Source organism: Neorhizobium descurainiae, from assembly GCF_051400715.1.
GTDB lineage: Bacteria > Pseudomonadota > Alphaproteobacteria > Rhizobiales > Rhizobiaceae > Neorhizobium.
The window spans coordinates 402,668-421,024 of record NZ_JBLFFK010000002.1; the positions used below are offsets into that span (position 1 = coordinate 402,668).

Annotated in this window: 20 protein-coding genes; 14 read left to right on the forward strand and 6 right to left on the reverse strand. The window is 65.1% G+C overall.

The window, feature by feature from the left end:
* The first annotated feature begins 304 nt into the window (after window positions 1–304).
* A complete protein-coding gene (locus ACMGE0_RS05515) occupies window positions 305–778 on the forward strand; it encodes a tRNA (cytidine(34)-2'-O)-methyltransferase (protein WP_436814857.1) in 474 nt (157 codons plus the stop codon).
* Between the two features lie 139 nt (window positions 779–917).
* Window positions 918–2,570 carry a Na/Pi cotransporter family protein gene (locus ACMGE0_RS05520; protein WP_436814858.1) on the forward strand — a complete coding sequence of 551 codons (1,653 nt, stop codon included), beginning with the start codon at window positions 918–920 and terminating at the stop codon, window positions 2,568–2,570.
* 11 nt (window positions 2,571–2,581) lie between these two features.
* Here ACMGE0_RS05520 and ACMGE0_RS05525 read toward each other — a convergent pair whose 3' ends face one another.
* Together ACMGE0_RS05525 and ACMGE0_RS05530 are read right to left on the reverse strand one after the other, a co-directional pair.
* Entirely contained in the window at window positions 2,582–3,811 is a 1,230-nt protein-coding gene (locus ACMGE0_RS05525; RefSeq protein ID WP_436814859.1) for an MFS transporter, read from the reverse strand.
* A complete protein-coding gene (locus ACMGE0_RS05530; protein WP_436814860.1) occupies window positions 3,808–4,377 on the reverse strand; it encodes an NADPH-dependent FMN reductase in 570 nt (189 codons plus the stop codon). The genes ACMGE0_RS05525 and ACMGE0_RS05530 overlap by 4 nt, the downstream gene beginning before the upstream one ends.
* Before the next feature lie 92 nt (window positions 4,378–4,469).
* Here ACMGE0_RS05530 and soxR point away from each other — a divergent pair, with 92 nt between their 5' ends.
* The 3 genes from soxR (at window position 4,470) to ACMGE0_RS05545 (ending at window position 5,613) form a co-directional block, all read left to right on the forward strand.
* Window positions 4,470–4,949, forward strand: a complete 480-nt coding sequence (soxR, locus tag ACMGE0_RS05535) for a redox-sensitive transcriptional activator SoxR (RefSeq protein WP_436814861.1) — start codon at window positions 4,470–4,472, stop codon at window positions 4,947–4,949.
* A gap of 61 nt (window positions 4,950–5,010) precedes the next feature.
* On the forward strand, window positions 5,011–5,307 hold the full coding sequence (locus ACMGE0_RS05540; protein WP_436814862.1) for a type II toxin-antitoxin system RelE/ParE family toxin: 297 nt from the start codon (window positions 5,011–5,013) through the stop codon (window positions 5,305–5,307).
* Between the two features lie 3 nt (window positions 5,308–5,310).
* Entirely contained in the window at window positions 5,311–5,613 is a 303-nt protein-coding gene (locus tag ACMGE0_RS05545) for an addiction module antidote protein (RefSeq protein ID WP_436814863.1), read from the forward strand.
* On the opposite strand, the gene ACMGE0_RS05550 is transcribed toward ACMGE0_RS05545, so the two are convergent.
* Window positions 5,610–5,867 (reverse strand): hypothetical protein, encoded by a 258-nt coding sequence (locus ACMGE0_RS05550; RefSeq protein WP_436814864.1) that lies wholly within the window; start codon window positions 5,865–5,867, stop codon window positions 5,610–5,612. The two genes, ACMGE0_RS05545 and ACMGE0_RS05550, sit on opposite strands and share 4 nt — an antisense overlap.
* A 190-nt stretch (window positions 5,868–6,057) precedes the next feature.
* On the opposite strand from ACMGE0_RS05550, the gene hemF reads away from it, so the two are divergent.
* The 3 genes from hemF (at window position 6,058) to ACMGE0_RS05565 (ending at window position 7,681) form a co-directional block, all read left to right on the forward strand.
* The gene (hemF, locus tag ACMGE0_RS05555) at window positions 6,058–6,981 is read left to right on the forward strand and encodes an oxygen-dependent coproporphyrinogen oxidase (protein ID WP_436814865.1); all 924 of its coding nucleotides are present in this window, start codon (window positions 6,058–6,060) and stop codon (window positions 6,979–6,981) included.
* A 128-nt stretch (window positions 6,982–7,109) separates the two neighbouring features.
* Window positions 7,110–7,388: a hypothetical protein gene (locus ACMGE0_RS05560; RefSeq protein ID WP_436814866.1), complete on the forward strand. Its 279-nt coding sequence runs from the start codon at window positions 7,110–7,112 to the stop codon at window positions 7,386–7,388.
* 101 nt (window positions 7,389–7,489) lie between these two features.
* Window positions 7,490–7,681 (forward strand): DUF1059 domain-containing protein, encoded by a 192-nt coding sequence (locus tag ACMGE0_RS05565; RefSeq protein WP_436814867.1) that lies wholly within the window; start codon window positions 7,490–7,492, stop codon window positions 7,679–7,681.
* A 4-nt stretch (window positions 7,682–7,685) separates the two neighbouring features.
* Here the strand turns inward: ACMGE0_RS05565 and ACMGE0_RS05570 are convergent, their stop codons facing one another.
* From ACMGE0_RS05570 to ACMGE0_RS05580, 3 genes are read right to left on the reverse strand one after another with little or no spacing between them, the layout of a single operon-like run.
* The gene (locus ACMGE0_RS05570) at window positions 7,686–8,948 is read right to left on the reverse strand and encodes a CCA tRNA nucleotidyltransferase (protein ID WP_436814868.1); all 1,263 of its coding nucleotides are present in this window, start codon (window positions 8,946–8,948) and stop codon (window positions 7,686–7,688) included.
* Window positions 8,945–9,580 (reverse strand): CoA pyrophosphatase, encoded by a 636-nt coding sequence (locus ACMGE0_RS05575; protein WP_436814869.1) that lies wholly within the window; start codon window positions 9,578–9,580, stop codon window positions 8,945–8,947. The genes ACMGE0_RS05570 and ACMGE0_RS05575 overlap by 4 nt, the downstream gene beginning before the upstream one ends.
* Window positions 9,577–10,200 carry a DUF1285 domain-containing protein gene (locus ACMGE0_RS05580; protein WP_436814870.1) on the reverse strand — a complete coding sequence of 208 codons (624 nt, stop codon included), beginning with the start codon at window positions 10,198–10,200 and terminating at the stop codon, window positions 9,577–9,579. The genes ACMGE0_RS05575 and ACMGE0_RS05580 overlap by 4 nt, the downstream gene beginning before the upstream one ends.
* 198 nt (window positions 10,201–10,398) lie before the next feature.
* Between ACMGE0_RS05580 and ACMGE0_RS05585 the strand changes: the two genes are divergently transcribed.
* From ACMGE0_RS05585 to ACMGE0_RS05610, 6 genes are all read left to right on the forward strand, one after another.
* Window positions 10,399–11,412 carry an AAA family ATPase gene (locus ACMGE0_RS05585; protein WP_436814871.1) on the forward strand — a complete coding sequence of 338 codons (1,014 nt, stop codon included), beginning with the start codon at window positions 10,399–10,401 and terminating at the stop codon, window positions 11,410–11,412.
* 27 nt (window positions 11,413–11,439) lie between these two features.
* Window positions 11,440–12,360 carry a DUF58 domain-containing protein gene (locus ACMGE0_RS05590; RefSeq protein ID WP_436814872.1) on the forward strand — a complete coding sequence of 307 codons (921 nt, stop codon included), beginning with the start codon at window positions 11,440–11,442 and terminating at the stop codon, window positions 12,358–12,360.
* Entirely contained in the window at window positions 12,360–15,206 is a 2,847-nt protein-coding gene (locus tag ACMGE0_RS05595) for a DUF4159 domain-containing protein (RefSeq protein ID WP_436815068.1), read from the forward strand. Before ACMGE0_RS05590 ends, ACMGE0_RS05595 begins: the two co-directional genes overlap by 1 nt.
* A gap of 198 nt (window positions 15,207–15,404) precedes the next feature.
* A complete protein-coding gene (locus ACMGE0_RS05600) occupies window positions 15,405–17,471 on the forward strand; it encodes a hypothetical protein (RefSeq protein WP_436814873.1) in 2,067 nt (688 codons plus the stop codon).
* Window positions 17,472–17,475: 4 nt separating this feature from the next.
* The gene (locus ACMGE0_RS05605) at window positions 17,476–17,892 is read left to right on the forward strand and encodes a GNAT family N-acetyltransferase (protein ID WP_436814874.1); all 417 of its coding nucleotides are present in this window, start codon (window positions 17,476–17,478) and stop codon (window positions 17,890–17,892) included.
* 42 nt (window positions 17,893–17,934) lie between these two features.
* On the forward strand, window positions 17,935–18,354 hold the full coding sequence (locus tag ACMGE0_RS05610; RefSeq protein WP_436814875.1) for a GNAT family N-acetyltransferase: 420 nt from the start codon (window positions 17,935–17,937) through the stop codon (window positions 18,352–18,354).
* The last annotated feature ends 3 nt before the right edge of the window (window positions 18,355–18,357 follow it).

An 18,357-nucleotide genomic window follows, 5' to 3' on the forward strand; every position in this document is an offset into this window, starting at 1 on the left:
GAAAGCGCGGCCGAAGGCGGCCACGTAACGGATCAGAAAAGGGAAAGTTTGCGTGAAACCGCGAAACGCCTAGGCCAGAATCCAAATGTTCCGGCTGCGGAGGCGCGAGAGCACGGTCATATCCATGTGGGCCTCCGAAAGTTGGCGTTGAGATGCGAGAGCCTTCTACCTGCTTAATCAAAAATTGGAAAGAGCAAATCGACCTGAAACCCCATCCGGGACTTTTCTGTTGCCCGATCGTCACAGCCGTAAGGCGCGTTGAAAAGGCTTGAGATCGCCCCGGCCTTTCCCGTAAGGACCGGTCATGAACGACATCTCCTCCGGGCTCCGCATCGCCCTTTACCAGCCCGACATTCCCGGCAATACCGGCACGATCTTGCGTCTCGCCGCCTGCCTTGGTCTCGGCGTCGACATCATCGAGCCCGCAGGCTTCGATATTTCCGACCGGAACCTGAAGCGCTCCGGCATGGACTATCTCGCCGGCGTCACGCTCAGCCGCCACGTCAACTGGCAGCGCTTCGACGAATGGCGGCGAGAATCCGGAAGACGCCTCGTGCTCGCCTCCACCAAGGCCGCCCTGCCCTATACCCGTTTCGGGTTCCAGCCGGACGACATCCTCCTCTTCGGCCGCGAGAGCGCCGGGGTGCCGGACATCGTCCACGAGGCAGCCGACGCCCGCATCCTGATCCCGATGGTCGAGGGCCAGCGTTCGATCAATGTCGCGATGTCGGCGGCGATGATCGCGGGCGAGGCCTTGCGGCAAACAAACTGGAACTAATTCCGCACATTTCTTGTCATAAGCTGTCGCAAACGCCCCTGTGCAAAGGGAGGCAGGCGGCTTATATTTATTAGCCGGCAACTGAAAATCGCCACCCTCTCCCGCTATTTCCAAGCATTTGGAAATGAGGAATGCCCGCATGGAATCCACGATCGTCATCGTCAATCTTCTCGGCGCCGTAGCCCTGCTGCTCTTCGGCCTGGCGCAGGTGAAGGACGGTGTGACGCGGGCTTTCGGCATGCGCTTGCGAAGCGGACTTGCCACCGGCACCCGCAGCGGTTTGCGCTCCTTCGTCTCCGGCCTTCTGGCCACTATCGCCCTGCAGAGTTCGACGGCGACGGCCCTCACCGTCGCCTCCTTCGCCGAACGCGGCCTGATCCGCCCGCGCATGGCGCAGATCGTGCTGCTCGGCGCGAATGTCGGCACCGCCGTCACCGCCTGGCTGGTCGCGACCGGCATCGAATGGCTCTCTCCGCTGATCATCCTCATCGGCCTCATCCTTCATCGCGGCCGCTCCAGCGCCCGCCAGGGTGCCGGCACGGCGCTGATCGGCGTCGGATTGATGCTGCTGTCGCTGCATCTGCTCGGGCTCGCGACCGAGCCCATGCGCCAGTCGCCGGCGCTTGCCGCCTTCGTCGGCCTGCTCGACGACGCCTGGCCCGTCGCGCTGATCGTCTCCGCAGCACTGGCCTTCGTCTCATCCTCCAGCCTCGCGATGATCGTGCTGATCCTGTCGCTCGCCTCGACGGGCATACTTTCGACCGGTCTCGTCATCGTTCTGGTTCTCGGCGCCAATCTCGGCGGTGCGATCCCGCCGGTCATCGCCACGCTTGCCGGACCGGCCTCGGCAAGACGCATCACTCTCGGCAATCTGATCGTCCGGGGCATCGGCTGCGCCATCGCGCTCCCGCTTGCCGGCTTCGGAGCCGAGATCATGCAGGCGCTGCCGCTTTCGCCCGAAAAGCTGCCGGTCGACGCGCACCTCGCCTTCAACATCCTGCTGGCGCTGGTCGTCTGGCCCTTCTCAGGTCTCGTGTCGGATCTGACGGCCCGGCTCGTTCCGGCCGATCCGGAAGTCGAGGACGGGCCGCGCTTCCTCGATCCGCAGGCGCTCGACAATCCGGTCATGGCGCTCGCCAATGCCACGCGCGAGGTTCTCGGCGTCGGCGATGCGATCGAGCGCATGCTGATCCGCGCCGAAAACGCCTTCAAGCACAACGATCTTGCGCCATTGTCTGAAATCGCCGCGCTGGAGAAGCGCGTCGACCGTCTCCAGCAGGAGGTCAAGATCTATCTTTCGAAGCTCGGCCGCGAGGGCCTCGACGCCGAAAATGCGCGCCGTTCGATCGTCGTCATCGACTATGCGGTCAACCTCGAACATATCGGCGACATCATCGAAAAGGGCATTTGCGACCAGGTGCGCAAGAAGATCTCGAACGGTCTCAAGTTCTCCGACGACGGGTACGAAGAACTGAAAAACCTCTTCAACCTGACCATCGACAACCTGCGGACCGCCCAGACTATTTTCCAGACGGGCGACTTCAACCTCGCCCGCCATCTCATGGAGATCAAGGTCGACGTCCGGCGGCTGGAGAAACGTTCCGCCGAACGTCATCTGGAGCGCTTGCGCGATGGCCGGATGGAGAGCCTCCAGACCAGCTCGCTGCATCTCGACATGCTGCGAGACCTGAAGCGCATCAACGCCCATATCGTTTCGGTCGCCCATCCGATCCTCGACGACAGCGGCGTGCTGATCGAAAGCCGCCTGCGTCACGCGGAGCCGCACAGCTAAGGCTTCATGGGTCATGAGCGTCCTCCCTCGATCCTCATCCCGATCTTTGGCCCGAGCCGCACCGCCAGGGATGCCAGGGCGACGGCGAGCATCGCTATACCGGCCATGCCGTAGGTCGCCGCATACCCGGCGGAGCCGATCACCGGCTGCGAAAGGACCGGCGACAGGAACTGGCCGGCAAAGATGCTGGCAACCAGCAGGCCCGATATCCGGCCTCTCAGGTGCGGCGGCGCGATCATCATCGCAGCGCCGGCGAAATTCGGCATGATCGTGCCCATGCCGATGCCCGAGACGGCCATCCCCAGCAGGATGCCCGCGTAATCCGTTGCGAAAGACAAGAGCACGAAGGCAAGCCCCAGCGATCCGAAGGCGAGCCCGAAGACGCCCATCGCGCCGAAAGCTTGCCGGAAGCGGGCGAAGACCAGCGAGGCGAGAATGCCGATCAATTGCCCGAGGCCGATGGCCATGCCGGCAAGGCTCGGCGCATCGAGCCCGATCGATTTCAGGAAGAATGGAAGCTGCGTCGGGATCATGTAGAAGCAGATCATGTTGAAGACCGCGCCGGCGAGCAGGATCGTCAGCAGCAGCATGCCGCGCGAACCGAGTCCTGCTTGCGGGATTGCCGCCTGCACTGGCCCGGCCCGGACCGGCTCGCGGATGAATATCAGGACCGCCGGCAGAAGCAGGAAGGCCAGCGCATAGATCAGGAATGGCGCACGCCAGTGAACCTCGGCCAGAAAGCCGCCGCCGGTGAGAAAGATCGCGCCGCCGATGCCGACGAAGGCCTGCTGCAAACCCATATAGCGGTCGCGCGCAGGTCCGGCGAAGAAGTCGCCGACCAGCGCCGTGCCGGTCGTCATGATGCCGCCGACCGCGATGCCGAGCACGGCCCGGCCGATCAGCAGGCCCGTGAGGCTGCCGGCAAAGAGGCCCGAGCAACCGGCGAGCGCGAAGAGCACCAGCGTGGCGATCAGCATCGGCTTGCGGCCGTAGCGGTCGATGATCAGGCCCGCGACCGGCGCGAAGGCTGCGATGAACAGCGCCGGCAGCGTCAGCACCAGCCGGCTGAGCAATTCGACGTTCGGCATGTCGGCGAAACGCGCGGCGATGCCCGGCAGCGAGGCGGAGATGGTCGCACCCGACATAATGGTCAGCGTGCTCACCGAAAGCAGCGTGGCGTTGCGGCCGATCCGCGAAACGGGCTGTGCTGCCGAAGACGCATCCGTACGGGCCGGCATCATGCCATCTCCTCCAGAACCACCGTTTGGCGGCCGGCCTTGAGCGTCACCGCCCACCACGAAAGCTGCTTTGCCAGACGTTCGAGCTGACGGATCGTCCGCTCTGGATCGCGGAGATTGCCGTTCTCGTCGAAGCGCTCGACGGCATGCGTGAAGCTGAGGGTTTCGCGGATCGTCGCGGCACCGAGCTCGGCAAAGACCTGCCGCAACTGCTCGATCGCCCGCAGCCCGCCGGAAATGCCGCCGTAGGAGACGAAGGCCACCGGCTTTCCCCACCATGGCCGGTAGAAACTGTCGATCAGCTCCTTCAGCGCGGCCGTATAGCCGTGGTTGTATTCGGGCGTCACGATGAGAAACGCATCGGCACTGGCAAGATCGCGCGCGATCCGGCTTTCGGCCTCCGCCCTCACGATACGGGATTCCGCGATGAGATCCGCCGGATCGACGATGACGATGTCGGCGGCCAGCATCTGCGGCAATCGGGCCAGAAGCCAATCGACGACCGTATCGCAGAAACGGCCTTCGCGCGCGCTGCCATAGACCAGCGCCAGGGTGAATTTTGCCTGCATCGGACAGGGCTCCCAAAGTTTCAATCGAGCGGTTTTCGTTTACGGGAGCCTCTGCTATAAAACCTCAAGTAATATTGAGGTCAAGAGCGGCAATGAAGAAAACTCCGGATGGACGCATCCCCCTTGAACTGACCGTGGGCGAAGTGGCCGAGCGCAGCGGCGTCGCGGTCTCGACGCTGCATTTTTACGAGACCAAGGGATTGATCAAAAGCTGGCGCAACCGCGGCAACCAGCGGCGCTACCCCCGCGTCGTGCTGCGCCGGGTCGCCGTCATCAAGGTGGCACAGCGGACAGGCATCCCGCTCGCCGACATCGCCGAGGCGCTGTCCGTCCTGCCGCACGATCGGCCGTTGACCGCCAAGGACTGGCAGCGGCTTTCCGAAACCTGGAAACGGAAGCTCGACGCGCGGATCGCCAGCCTCACCGCGCTGCGCGACCAGCTGACCGGCTGCATCGGCTGCGGCTGCCTTTCGATGCAGGATTGCCCGCTCAGGAACCCTTACGACGTCCTCGGCGAGAAAGGCGCCGGTCCGCTGCTGTTGGACGGAGAAGAGATAGCGGACAGCGATTGATTGCACGCCTGGGTTTATTCTATGGTTATTGCCAGACTGCACTCTATAGAGTACATATATTATGTTTATCATTCGAGAGACGTCTGTTTTCAGCGAATGGCTGGAAATGCTTAGGGATAAAAGAGCGGCCTCACGTATCGCCATACGCATTGCCAGAGCCGCAAACGGGAATCTGGGTGATGTTAAGCCAGTCGGTGAAGGGGTCAGCGAGATGCGTATACCCTACGGCCCGGGTTATCGTGTCTATTTTGTTCAGCGTGGCGACGTGTTGATCGTGCTGCTTTGTGGCGGCGATAAGAGCACTCAGCAGCGCGATATAATGGAAGCAAAGAGACTCGCGAAAGAATGGAAGGAATGACGTATGCCTTTGGAAACATTCCCTTTTGACGCTTCGAAATATCTCGATACGGAAGAAAGCATCGAAGAGTTCGTAAAAGCCGCCTTCGAGGAAGGCGACCCCGCCTTCATTGCAAAATGTCTCGGCATTGTCGCAAGGGCCCAGAACATGAGCAAACTGGCGCGCGATGTCGGCATGAGCCGTGCGGCGCTCTACAAAGCGTTGAGCGGCGAAGGAAATCCGGAATTCGCAACGATTTTGAAGGTGATGAAGGCGCTGGGGCTCGAGCTGACGCCGGTCCTCGCCAAGACGGAGGACGCCGCCTAATCCGCGCTCGGCAGCCGCCGCATGGTGAACTCGATCCGGTCGCCGTCGAGCTGACGCCAGCTTTCCACCTCGGTCCAATAGGCGGCCTTCGGGAATTCGTCGAACCATTGCCGCGCCTTCTCGCGCGCTTCCTCCCGCGAGAGCAGAAAGGTTTCCCGTACGAACATGCCCGCGCGCTCGCCGGCCTTCTCCTGCCGGTGGCGTTCGATCCTGCGCTTCAGCCCATCAAGTGGCGGGGGTGTGAATTTCGCCATGAAAGCCTCTGATCCGCACCTTTACGAAAGGTAAAGATAGTGCGAGACAGCGCCCTTTGCGAGTCCGATTTCCGTCTGCGACAACCGGCGGAATGGTTCGCGAAAGCCACGGCTGCTAATGCGAGCTTCGGAGAAATACGGAAATCGCGCCCGATCCCCGATCCGGGGCATGGCGAGAGGAATACAGGATATGGAACGGCCGGTACTGCCGAAGGGGTTACCCGAAGACATCGAAGACAAGAAGGCGACTGCGAAGGCATGGTTCGAGAGCCTGCGCGACACGATTTGCGCCTCCTTCGAAGCTATCGAGGACGAGCTGACCGGCCCCCTTTCCGATCTGGCGCCAGGCCGGTTCCGGCGGAAGGATTGGCTGCGCTCCCAAGGGGACGGTGATGGAACGGGTGGCGGCGGCAGGATGTCGATGATGGAAGGCCGCGTCTTCGAGAAGGTCGGCGTCCACACCTCCACGGTTTACGGCGAATTCTCGCCGGATTTCCGCGGCCAGATCCCCGGCGCCGAAGAGGATCCGCGGTTCTGGGCTTCCGGCATCTCGCTGATCGCCCACCCGGTCAACCCCAATGTTCCGGCCGTGCACATGAACACCCGCATGGTGGTGACGTCGAGCAACTGGTTCGGCGGCGGCGCTGACCTGACGCCGGTGCTCGACCGCCGCCGCACCCAGACCGATCCGGACAGCGCCCTCTTCCACCGGGTGATGGAGATCACCTGCAGCCGCCATCCGGTCGCCGACTACGGCCGCTACAAGGCCTGGTGTGACGACTATTTCTTTTTAAAGCACCGCAACGAGCCGCGCGGCATCGGCGGCATCTTCTTCGACTGGCTGCATTCGGAAGAGGAGAAAGGCGGCTGGGAGGCCGATTTCACCTTCGTGCAGGATGTCGGCCGCGCCTTCAACCTCGTCTACCCGAAGATCGTGCGCGGCAACTTCAACAAGCCCTGGACGGAAGAGGACCGCGACGAGCAGCTCATCCGCCGCGGCCGCTACGTGGAATTCAACCTGCTCTACGACCGCGGCACGATCTTCGGTCTGAAGACCGGAGGCAATGTCGAATCCATTCTTTCATCGCTGCCTCCGGTTGTAAGGTGGCCTTAGATAAATTTCCCTCCTCACGGGAAGATGAGTTGCTTAAAACGGTCTGCAGCATAAAATCTCGTCCTTAACAAATGCGATATTCGAATCGTAGGGCGGGTGTTAGCTTTCGTTCCGGTTGCACCGGGAGGATGATCGCCATGACCGCATCGAACAGCGTGCCAATGCCAGATGTGTCCGATAGCAAGGGCACTCGCCGTTTCCTCGGCACTCCCGAAATGATCGACCGGCTCGCCACCGAAATGCGTGCAAGAAGCGGCGGTGAACTTCCTCATTCCTTCTGCGTCGAGCAGGTGAAGCGCCAGCTTTCGGGCAAACCCGCCGAAACCGCCGCGGCCAACGACGGGCCGGTACAGCGCAAGCCGCCGGAACAACCCTCGGTCTTCCATGCCTGGGCACTCTCCGAATAATTGGCGGGAACGGTCGCCGTCTTTCCGAGTTATCGGCATTGAGGCGGGGACAAGAGAAGATGTCCCGCGGCCTCCGGTCAACGACAGCAGGAGGAAATGCCATGCGACTGTTCGAATGCGGCACGCTCGTGCCCGGCTGCCAGTGGCACACCCGCGCCGATCAGGACGCCGAAGTGGTCCGCCGCGCCGTGGAGCACATGCGCACCGCCCATGGCGAGGAGATCATTCGCGAGAACATGGTCGAGAACATCAAGGCGCGCATCCGCGACGAAGGGGGCGCCGAAGCGGCCTGATACTTTAGAGCGAGCTGCGGATCATGTCGTCGAGCCGGGCGGTCAATGCCGCCCGGTCGGGCGCGAAACTGCGCTCCACCCAGAAGTCCTCCAGCGTCTTCAATATCTCTCCGACCCGCTTGCCCGCCGGCACGCCGGCTGCGACGACATCGGCGCCGCTCAAGGGGAAAACCGGCCGCTTGTAATCCTCCGCCCGTTTCAGAAGCGTGGAAAGCCGTGCGGATTTGCGCATGGCGGCCGGATCGCCCGCCGCCGCGGCACGCGCGGATGCCAAGGCGAGCTTCAGCCGCATGATCAGCCCCTCGGCGCCATGGCGGTAGAGCAGCCGGTCGAAGCCGACGTCGGTCACCTCATCCGGCGGCAGGGGGGCGGTTGCCCAGGCGTTCAACCGCGCAGCTTCCGCATTCGATATCTTCAGCCGCTTCGCCAGGCCCGCCATCCGTTCGGCATCCGGCGGCACGATCGCCGCCAGCCTCAGCATCGGATCGGGAGCCCAGCCGAGCGCCTGCTCGGTCGCGACCAGTCCATGGATGCTGTCGATGCCCCATTTCTCCGTTTCGGGCAGCACCTCCGTCAGCACGCCCGCCTGCCGCATCCACAGAAGCGCGCGGGAGGGATCGGCGGCGGAAAGCAGTTTCTTCGTTTCGGCCCAGATGCGTTCCGCAGACAGGGCCGCAAGTTTGTCCTTGGCCCGTGCCGAGGCGCGCAAGCCTTCCGCATCCGGGCGGCCGGAACCGTAATGGGCAAAGAAGCGGAAGAAGCGCAGGATGCGCAGATGGTCTTCCGCGATCCGCTGCGCCGCCTCGCCGATGAAACGCACCGTGCGCGTCTCGATATCCGGAAGGCCGCCGACGAGATCGATGACCTCGCCGTCCTGACCGGCATAGAGCGCGTTGATCGTCAGGTCGCGGCGTTCCGCATCCTCCTGCCAGTCTGTGCCGAAGGCGACCTTGGCATGCCGCCCGTCCGTCTCCACGTCGCGGCGCAACGTCGTCACTTCGAAGGGATGGCCACCGACGACCAGCGTCACCGTTCCGTGCTCGATGCCGGTGGGCACGGATTTGATGCCGGCCTCTCTGGCACGCTCGACGACCTGTTCCGGCAGCAATGTGGTGGCGATGTCGATATCGGCGACCGGCAAGCCCATCAGCGCGTTGCGTACGGCGCCGCCCGCGATACGTGCCTCGCCTCCATCGGCGTTGAGCAGCGTCAGCACGCGCCGCAGCGCCGGATCCTTGAACCAGGCCTCGCCCGCAACCGAGGTCATGCGTAAAGCCTTTCGTAAAGCGTGCGCAGGATGCCCGCGGTAATACCCCAGATGTTCCGCTCCTCATAGGGCATGAGGTAGAAATGCCGTTCCGTGCCGTTCCACTCGCGGCTGCCGCGCTGGTGGTTCGCCTCGTTCATGAGGAAGGAAAGCGGCACCTCGAAAACGTCGTCCACCTCGGTCGGGTTGAGTTTGAGATCGAAACCGCGCCTCACCACCGAAAGCACCGGCGTGATGCGGAAACCCGTGGCGGCATAGTAGGTGGGAAGCCGCGACAGCGGCTCCACGAAGGACCGGTCGAGGCCGATCTCCTCCTCCGTCTCGCGCAGCGCCGCCTCTTCCGGCGACACGTCCTCCGGATCGATCGCGCCGCCCGGAAAGGCGATCTGGCCGGAATGCTTGCGCAGGGTCGATGTCCTTTGCGTCAGGATCACCTTGGCCTCGTCGCCGTCCTCGACGACCGGCACCAGCACGGCCGCGTCCTTGAGCTTCAATCCCGCCGCAAGATCGACGAGCGTCGGATTGAGCAGATGGTCGCCATGGTCGCGCCAGGCGTGATCGATCGGGCCGCCGTTCTGGTTCAGCGCCCGCCGGCGGAAATCCTCGGCCGAATAAAGCGGAAATTCATTCATTGCGACAAGGCATCCAGTTCGGCTGCCGGCATGACCGGAAAGACCTTCGTTCCGGAGCGGACGGCAAACATAGGCACATCGTCTATCACGATCGTCTCGCCGAGTTCCACGAGATCGTACATCACGGCGCGCGAGACCAGCGCCTCCAGCCGGCCGCGCACCAGCAGATAGGGTTTCAGTTCCCGGTTCTCGCCGGCAATCTCGAAACGCAGCGGATGTTCCGCCCCGGCCTCCACCACGTCACCGACATTTGTTCGGAACGTGAGGAGGGGGTCGCCTTCACGCTCGGTCACCTGCATCTCGACCGCCAGGAAGGGCGCGTCCGCGACCCTTATGCCGACTTTTTCCACAGGCGTTACGAGATAGGTCCTGCCGTCCTCGTCCCGGCGCAGAACAGTCGAAAACAGCCTGACGAGCGGCGCCCGGCCGATCGGCGTGCCCGTGTAGAACCAGGTGCCGTCGGCGCGGATTTCCATGTCGATGTCGCCGCAAAACGGCGGATTCCACTTCTCGACGGGCGGAAGCCCGCGTGTTTCCGCGCCCGCCTGCTCGGAAGCGCGCGAAATCAGAGCCGCAAGCCCCGCGGCATCGGGTGCCGAATTTATCGTCTGCGCCGCCATCTTTCAGTCCCGGTTCGCCCGTAATCATTCACGCAAGCAATTGTTCCTCACGAGATAGTCATTCGAAACGTGCTTGTCAGCCATATTTCGGGGAATAAGTTTGATCGGATGAGGCGCGTGCTGCAGCGCAGCGATTCGCCGCCGGGCAATGACGTCCGGTCTTGGAAAGCCTGCCGGTTCTGATTGATGGAGAGCGACATGGGCATGATGAATTCCACCGAAACCGTCCTCGATGAGAAAGCCATCATCGCCGCTGCCGAAAACGCGCTTTCCGATATCGCCGCCATCCGCACCGAAGTCGCCAAGGTGATCTTCGGTCAGGAAAAGGTGGTCGAGAATACCCTCCTGGCCGTTCTTTCCGGCGGTCATGCACTGCTCGTCGGCGTGCCGGGCCTGGCCAAGACCAAGCTCGTCGCGACGCTCGGCTCGGTCCTCGGCCTCGGCTCCAACCGCATCCAGTTCACCCCGGACCTGATGCCCTCGGATATCCTCGGCTCGGAAGTCATGGACACCGACGAGACGGGCCGCCGCTCCTTCCGCTTCGTCAAAGGTCCGGTCTTTGCCCAGCTCCTGATGGCCGACGAGATCAACCGCGCCTCGCCGCGCACCCAGTCGGCGCTCTTGCAGTCCATGCAGGAATACCACATCACCGTCGCCGGCCAGCGCTACGATCTGCCAGCTCCGTTCCACGTGCTCGCGACCCAGAACCCGCTGGAGCAGGAAGGCACCTACCCGCTTCCCGAGGCCCAGCTCGACCGTTTCCTCCTGCAGGTCGACGTGCTCTATCCGGAACTCGCCGCCGAGCGGCAGATCCTGCTTGAGACGACCGGCCTTTCGGAAGCAAAGCCGCGCGGCATCATCGATGCGGCCCACCTTCAGGAAATCCAGGTCCTCATCCGCCAGATGCCGGTAAGCGACAAGGTGGTCGACGCGATCCTCTCGCTGGTACGCTCCGCCCGCCCCGGCCATGGCAATGCCACCACCGACAAGCATGTCGCCTGGGGTCCGGGCCCGCGCGCCGGTCAGTCGCTGATGCTGACGGCCCGCGCCCGCGCCCTTTACGAAGGCCGCCTCGCCCCGTCGCTCGATGACGTCTATGCGCTTGCCGAGCCGGTTCTCGAGCACCGCATGGCGCTTACATTCGCGGCGCGCGCCGAAGGCATGTCGGTGCGCGACGTCATCGCCGGCCTGGTGAAGCAGGCTCGCGGGTAACGTCCGCCGGCTCAGAAAGGACAATGCGTGGCATCCATCGGCCAGATCGTAGAGCAGACACCGAGTAGCGAAGTCCTCTCCCGCGCCCAGGCGCGTGCCATCCTGGTGCCGGACTGCATGGTGGAGGCAAAGCGCATCGCCAATACGGTGATCGCCGGCTGGCACGGGCGCCGCAAGCGCGGCATCGGCGAGAATTTCTGGCAGTTCCGGCCCTATGCGGAGGGCGAAAGCCTGTCGCGCATCGACTGGCGCCGCTCCGCCCGCGACGACCATACCTACGTCCGCGACCGCGAATGGGAAGCAGCCCACACCGTCTGGCTCTGGGCCGACATGTCGCCGTCGATGATGTACAAATCGACGCTCGCCCTCGTCTCCAAGGAAAGCCGCGCGCTGGTGCTGATGCTGGCGCTTGCCGAAATCCTTGCCCGCTCCGGCGAGCGGATCGGATGTCCGGGCATCATGGAGCCGGTCTCGGCCCGCAACGCCGCCGAGCGCCTCGCGGCCGCCATCATGCATGCGCCGCCGACCACCGGCCTGCCCGAAACCGCCATGATCCGCGGCCACAGCGATATCGTGCTCATCGGCGATTTCCTCGACGACGCCGACAAGGTGATGGAGCGCATCACGCCGCTCGGCCGCAGGGGCCTGCGCGGCCACGTGGTCGAGATCGCAGACCCGGCCGAGGAGACCTTCCCCTATACCGGCCATACCGAATTCACCGATCCGGAAACCGGCGAGAAGCTCGTCTCCGGCCGCGCCGAAATGATCCGCGAGGACTACCAGCGCGCCTATCTCGCCCGCCGCGAGGCGCTCGGCGAGGGGCTGCGCCGGCTAGCCTGGAGCTTCGTCTTCCACCGGACCGACCATCTTGCATCCGAGGCGCTGGTCGCCGTGCACGGCTATCTGTCCGGCATGCCGGCGCGCCGGCCAAGCGGAGAACGGCCATGATGAGCGCGCTCGCTTTCGCAAATCCCGCCATTCTCTTCGGCCTCGTCGCGCTGCCGGTCATCTGGTGGCTCTTGCGCCTCACGCCGCCGCGTCCGAAAGCGGAAGTCTTTCCGCCGTTGAGGATTCTCGCCAGCGTTCTGAAGCGCGAGGAGGCGCCGTCGAAAAGCCCCTGGTGGCTGACGCTTCTGCGCATGCTGCTTGCCGCCGCCGTGATCCTGGCGATCGCCGATCCCGTCATGAACCCGCGCGCCAGTTCGTTGAATTCCGGCGGGCCGCTCGTGCTCGTCGTGGATAACGGCTGGGCGACCGCCGCCGATTGGGAGCGCCGCGTCCAGACCGCCAACCTCCTGATCGACGACGCCGAAAGCGCCGACGTGCCCGTCTCGATCGCCTTCACCGCCGATGCCAGCCACGAGCCGGTGCCGGGCACCGCCGCCGCCGCCCGCGACAAGCTCGCTGCCGCCAGCCCCAGACCTCTCGTGCCGGACCGTGCCCGCGCCGCCGAAGCCGTCAGCGAAGCCATGAACGGCACGCGCCCCGGTACGCTCGCCATCCTCTCCGACGGCATGGCCGCCCCGGACGACGATCAGGCCATGTCTGCGCTCGCAGCGCTCTCGCCGACCGAAATGCGCCTCATCGAAGGCGACGGACGCAGTGCGGTTGCGATCACCGACGCGGTGAACAATGCCGGCGCCATGTCGGTCACCGCGACCCGGCTTTCGAGAGCTGCGCCGCAGCAATTGACCGTCAACGCGCTCGACACGCAGGGCCGTGCGCTCGCCGCCGGCACGCTGGAATTCTCTGCCGGCGCTGCGACGGCAACGGCAGAGATCACCTCGCCCTTCGAGCTGCGCAACGATTTCGCCCGCCTCGGCGTCGAAGGCCTTGCGACCGCGGGCGCCGCGCATCTTCTCGACGACGGCTTCAAGCGCCGCCGCGTCGCGCTCATCGCCGGCGAAAGCGGCAGCGATTTCCAGCCGCTCCTCCAGCCGCTCTACTACATCAGCCGCGCGCTGCAGCCCTATGCGGACATCATCCAGCCGAACACGGCCGATCTTTCCGTCTCCATCCCGCAGATCCTCGAAGGCAATCCGTCCGCCATCATCATGGCCGACGTCGGACGCCTGCCGGCCGAGACCTACGCGCCGCTGCAGCAATGGATTTCCCGCGGCGGCACGCTGATCCGCTTCGCCGGCCCGCGCCTTGCCGCCGCTCCCGCCGACGATCCGCTCGTGCCGGTCATCCTGCGCCAGGGCGAGCGCGCACTGGGCGGCGCCATGTCCTGGTCGGAGCCGCAGTCGCTCGCCGACTTCCCGAGTTTCGGCCCCTTTGCCGGCCTGCCGCGCGCGGCCGACATCACCGTCACCCGCCAGGTGCTTGCCGAGCCAACGCCGGATCTTGCGGAGCGCACCTGGGCAAGCCTTGCCGACGGCACGCCTCTCATCACCGAGAAGGAGGTCGAAGCCGGCCGCATCGTGCTCTTCCACACGAGCGCCGAGGCGACCTGGTCGAACCTGCCGCTCTCCGGCAATTTCGTCGAGATGCTGCGCCGTCTCGTGCAACTCGCCCGCGCCGGCGGCGCGGCCTCCTCCGGCTCCGGCACCGATGGCGCGGCCGCCGCGACGCTGCCGCCCTATCGTCTTCTGACGGCCGACGGCATCCTGACCACCGAGACCGGCACGGCGCGGCCGATCCCGATCGCCGCCGGTCAGACGCCGGTCGCAAGCTTCGACCACCCGCCCGGCCTCTACGGCACGGAGGACGGCTTCACCGCCGTCAACCTGCTCGCCCCCGGCACCGTCATCGCCCCCTTCGATCCGGCTGCCGCCGGCCGGCCGATCGCCCGCGAGGGTCTTGCGGGCGGCGAAGCCGTCTCGCTCCGCCCGGCCCTGTTCGCCGCCGCCTTCGCGCTGCTGGTGCTCGACAGCCTCGTCGTGCTCTTCATGAACGGCGCCTTCTCCCGCATTCCGCGTGGCCCTCGCCCGAGCCGTGGCGCCGCCACGGCCGCGATCGCCGCCCTCGCCTTCGGTCTCCTCGCCCTCGCGCCCGGCCAGGGTCAAGCGCAGGAGATGCAGCCGGGCGCGGGGTCCAAGCCCGGCGACGAGCAGGTTCTCGAACGGCTCGACACCACCCATCTTGCCTATGTCGTCACCGGAGAAACGGATGTCGACAAGCTCTCCGAAGAGGGCCTCGAAGGCCTGAGCCAGTTCCTCACCTACCGCACGACGCTCGAGCCCGGCGCGCCGGTCGGCCTCGACATCACCAAGGACGAGCTCTCCTTCTATCCGATCATCTACTGGCCGATCTCCGCCAATGCGCCCATGCCGTCGCAGGCTGCGATCTCCCGCATCGATGCGTATATGCGCAACGGCGGCACCGTGCTCTTCGATACCCGCGACCAGTATTCGGCGCTCGACGGCGGCGGAACGACGCCGAACGGCGAACGCCTGCAGGCGATCCTTGCCAATATCGACATTCCGCCGCTGGAGCCGACACCGGAGGATCACGTCCTCACGCGCTCCTTCTACCTGCTGACCAACTTCCCCGGCCGCTATACCGGCAGCCCCCTCTGGGTCGAGGCCCGGCAGGATGCGAGGGCGTCCGGTGCGCAGCTCTCCTCCACGGGCGACGGCGTGACGCCGCTCCTCATCACCGGCAACGACTTCGCCGGCGCCTGGGCGATCGACCCTCAGGGCGCGCCCGTCCTGCCGACCGTGCCGCCGGACGAGATGCAGCGCGAATACGCCTACCGCGCCGGCGTCAACATCATGATGTACATGCTGACCGGCAATTACAAAGCCGACCAGGTGCACGTGCCGGCGCTCCTCGAACGGCTCGGCCAGTAGGGAGCAGTCGCATATGGTCAATTGCCTCTCGTCCGTCACTGTCCTTCGATCCTGTTTTCCGGCAGTCGATACGCAGGTCCGGTTTGCGTGGCAACGCGGTGCGTCTCGCCGATCTCCCCCCTTGAGGGGGAGATCAATGGGAGTTCGCGGCTCGGTCTGTCTAAACGTAGTTTCCCTCCCAGATGAAGGGAAAGCCTCATGACCATCGAATTCGCACCCTTCTTCTCCTGGCCGATCCTTGCCGGCATCGGCGTGTTCGCGCTGATCCTCGCCGCGCTCGGCTTCTGGCGCGGCGTCCGGGGTGCCACGCTGCGCACGCTGGCGCTCGCCGCCCTGCTTCTGGCGCTCGCCAACCCGATGCTGACGCAGGAGGATCGCGAGCCGCTCTCGACCATCGTGCCGGTCATCGTCGACCGCTCCCAAAGCCAGGATACCGCCGAGCGCCGGGAGCAGACCGACGAAGCGCTTGCAAGTCTCCAGGACCGTTTCTCGCGCTATCCGCGCATCGAGACCCGCGTCGTCGAAGTCGACGACGACGGCGATTCCGATACGCCTGCGACCAAGCTTTTCACGGCGCTCCGCTCGGCGATCTCCGACGTTCCGCCGGCCCGCATCGGCGGCGCGGTCTTCCTGACCGACGGCCAGATCCACGACCTCCCCGGCGTCAACCAGGACCTCGGCTTCAACGCTCCCGTCCACGGCCTCATCACCGGCCAGCCGGACGAGTTCGACCGCCGCGTCGAAGTGGTGCGCGCGCCCCGCTTCGGGATTGTCGGCGAAGAGCAGGAGCTGACGCTGCGCGTCTTCGACGACGGCCGCTCCAATGGCGGCACGGCCGAGGTGACGGTGCGCATGAACGGCCAGCAGATCGCCACGCTCCAGGCGACGCCCGGCACCGAGACGCCCTTCTCCTTCACCGTCGCGCGCGGCGGCAACAACGTCATGGAGTTCTCGGTCGCCGAGCTTCCGGGCGAGGTCACGACCGCCAACAACCGCGCCGTCCATGTCATCGACGGCATCCGCCAGAACCTGCGCGTCCTGCTCGTCTCCGGCGAGCCGCATGCGGGCGAGCGCGCATGGCGCAACCTGTTGAAGTCCGACGCCTCCGTCGACCTCGTGCATTTCACCATCCTGCGCCCCCCGGAAAAGCAGGACGGTACCCCGATCAACGAACTGTCGCTGATCGCCTTTCCGACCCGTGAGCTGTTCGTCGAGAAGATCAAGGATTTCGACCTGATCATCTTCGACCGCTACAAGCACCGCGGCGTCCTGCCGATCCTCTATTACGATTACATCGCCCAGTACGTGCAGAACGGCGGCGCGCTGCTGATCGCCGCCGGCCCCGAACATGCGGGCGAGGATTCGATCGCCTCGACGCCGCTGGAACAGGTCCTGCCCGCCGCACCGACCGGCAATGTCCACAATGCAGCGTTTTTCCCCCATCTTTCCGAAGCCGGCCAGAAGCACCCGGTCACCCGCGGGCTCGACGGATCGAACCAGAATCCGCCCGCCTGGGGCCGCTGGTTCCGCACGATCGACGTGGGCACGCCGCAAGGGCAGACGGTCATGGAAGGCGACGGCGACCGCCCCCTCCTCGTCCTCAACCGGCAGGGCGAGGGCCGCGTCGCCATGCTGCTCTCCGATCAGGGCTGGCTCTGGGCGCGCGGCTTCGAAGGCGGCGGCCCGCATGTCTCGCTCTATCGCCGCATCGCCCATTGGCTGATGAAGGAGCCGGAGCTCGAGGAAGAGGCGCTGACCGCCCGCGCCGTCGGCCGTACGCTGGAAGCGACCCGTCAGACGATCGGCGACGATCCCGGCCCTGCCACGATCCGCTATCCGTCCGGCCGCACCGAGACGGTGCCGATGGCCGCATCCGGTCCCGGCCAATACCGGCTGGAGCGCCGCATGGAGGAGACGGGCCTTTTCGAGGTCACGAACGGCGAGTTCTCCACCCTCGTGCATGTCGGCACGGTGGATGCGCCGGAGTTCAAGGCGATGATTTCGACCGAGGAGACGCTGAAACCCTATGCCGAAAAGACCAGGGGCCTCGTCACCCGCGTCGCCTCGGGAAGCGGCGTATCGCTGCCGGATATCCTGCCGGTGCGCGGCGAGGTGCGCGTCAGCGATCCGGACCGCCTGGTGATCCGCCTCACCGACGAGACCGTGCTGCGCGGCATCAACACGCTACCGCTGTTTGCCGGCTTTGCCGGCCTCGCCGCCCTGCTCTTCGCCGTCTCGGCCATGTGGTGGCGCGAAGGTCGGTGAGCGCATGTCCGGATTGGAAGTGACGGCCTCGCCCTCGGCCGACGAACTGGCTGCGATCGGCGAAGGTCTCTCCGCCTTCAACGAGGCCGATGTCGGTCCGTCGGAGCGCAGGCTCCTCGCCGTGCTGATTCGCGATGTCGAAGGTAGCGTGATCGGCGGATTGTCGGGCTATACCGCCTGGGGCTGGCTCTTCACCCAGTGGCTCTTCATCCCGGAAGCGCTGCGGGGCGGCGGCATGGCCGGCAGGCTGCTAGCGGAAGCGGAGAATGAAGCCCGCGCCCGCGGCTGCCACGGCGCATGGATCGATACGTTCAGCCCCCTCGCCCGCAAGGCCTATATGCGCCAGGGCTACGAGATCTTCGGCGAACTGCCGGATTTTCCGAAGGGCCGCACCCGCACCTTCCTCAAAAAGGCGCTTTAGGTTATCCATTCGCCCTCAAATCTCCCGGATGGAACAGAGCGCATGGATATCGAGCTGAAACTCACCGAAGGCCTCGCTTCCGGGGAAGAGGAGATCATCCTCGACCGGCTGAAAGCCTATAATGTCGCGACCTTCGGGCAGAGCGACCGCCGGGAGCTCGCCGTGCCGCTCTACGGTGACGGCGGCAAGATCGTCGGGGGATTGACCGGCTATACCGGCCGTGGCTGGCTCTATATCGCCATGCTTTACGTCCCCGCAGAGCTGCGCGGCCGGGGGCTTGCCGCCCGCATGCTGGACATGGCGGAGGCCGAGGCCCGCGCCCGCGGCTGCATCGGCGCCTATATCGACACGATGAACCCGCAGGCGCTCAGGCTCTACCTGAAGCAGGGCTATAACGAGATCGGCAGCCTGAAGGGCCTCGCGGGAGGCCATGCGGTGACGTGGCTGGAAAAGCGGTTCTGAATT

What these genes read in the sequence shown, in the direction of transcription:
- ACMGE0_RS05515 (WP_436814857.1), top strand. Translation starts at nt 305, where the DNA reads ATGAACGACATCTCCTCCGGGCTCCGCATCGCCCTTTACCAGCCCGAC.
- ACMGE0_RS05520 (WP_436814858.1), top strand. Translation starts at nt 918, where the DNA reads ATGGAATCCACGATCGTCATCGTCAATCTTCTCGGCGCCGTAGCCCTG.
- ACMGE0_RS05525 (WP_436814859.1), bottom strand. Translation starts at nt 3,811, where the DNA reads ATGATGCCGGCCCGTACGGATGCGTCTTCGGCAGCACAGCCCGTTTCG.
- ACMGE0_RS05530 (WP_436814860.1), bottom strand. Translation starts at nt 4,377, where the DNA reads ATGCAGGCAAAATTCACCCTGGCGCTGGTCTATGGCAGCGCGCGCGAA.
- soxR (WP_436814861.1), top strand. Translation starts at nt 4,470, where the DNA reads ATGAAGAAAACTCCGGATGGACGCATCCCCCTTGAACTGACCGTGGGC.
- ACMGE0_RS05540 (WP_436814862.1), top strand. Translation starts at nt 5,011, where the DNA reads ATGTTTATCATTCGAGAGACGTCTGTTTTCAGCGAATGGCTGGAAATG.
- ACMGE0_RS05545 (WP_436814863.1), top strand. Translation starts at nt 5,311, where the DNA reads ATGCCTTTGGAAACATTCCCTTTTGACGCTTCGAAATATCTCGATACG.
- ACMGE0_RS05550 (WP_436814864.1), bottom strand. Translation starts at nt 5,867, where the DNA reads ATGGCGAAATTCACACCCCCGCCACTTGATGGGCTGAAGCGCAGGATC.
- hemF (WP_436814865.1), top strand. Translation starts at nt 6,058, where the DNA reads ATGGAACGGCCGGTACTGCCGAAGGGGTTACCCGAAGACATCGAAGAC.
- ACMGE0_RS05560 (WP_436814866.1), top strand. Translation starts at nt 7,110, where the DNA reads ATGATCGCCATGACCGCATCGAACAGCGTGCCAATGCCAGATGTGTCC.
- ACMGE0_RS05565 (WP_436814867.1), top strand. Translation starts at nt 7,490, where the DNA reads ATGCGACTGTTCGAATGCGGCACGCTCGTGCCCGGCTGCCAGTGGCAC.
- ACMGE0_RS05570 (WP_436814868.1), bottom strand. Translation starts at nt 8,948, where the DNA reads ATGACCTCGGTTGCGGGCGAGGCCTGGTTCAAGGATCCGGCGCTGCGG.
- ACMGE0_RS05575 (WP_436814869.1), bottom strand. Translation starts at nt 9,580, where the DNA reads ATGAATGAATTTCCGCTTTATTCGGCCGAGGATTTCCGCCGGCGGGCG.
- ACMGE0_RS05580 (WP_436814870.1), bottom strand. Translation starts at nt 10,200, where the DNA reads ATGGCGGCGCAGACGATAAATTCGGCACCCGATGCCGCGGGGCTTGCG.
- ACMGE0_RS05585 (WP_436814871.1), top strand. Translation starts at nt 10,399, where the DNA reads ATGGGCATGATGAATTCCACCGAAACCGTCCTCGATGAGAAAGCCATC.
- ACMGE0_RS05595 (WP_436815068.1), top strand. Translation starts at nt 12,360, where the DNA reads ATGAGCGCGCTCGCTTTCGCAAATCCCGCCATTCTCTTCGGCCTCGTC.
- ACMGE0_RS05600 (WP_436814873.1), top strand. Translation starts at nt 15,405, where the DNA reads ATGACCATCGAATTCGCACCCTTCTTCTCCTGGCCGATCCTTGCCGGC.
- ACMGE0_RS05605 (WP_436814874.1), top strand. Translation starts at nt 17,476, where the DNA reads ATGTCCGGATTGGAAGTGACGGCCTCGCCCTCGGCCGACGAACTGGCT.
- ACMGE0_RS05610 (WP_436814875.1), top strand. Translation starts at nt 17,935, where the DNA reads ATGGATATCGAGCTGAAACTCACCGAAGGCCTCGCTTCCGGGGAAGAG.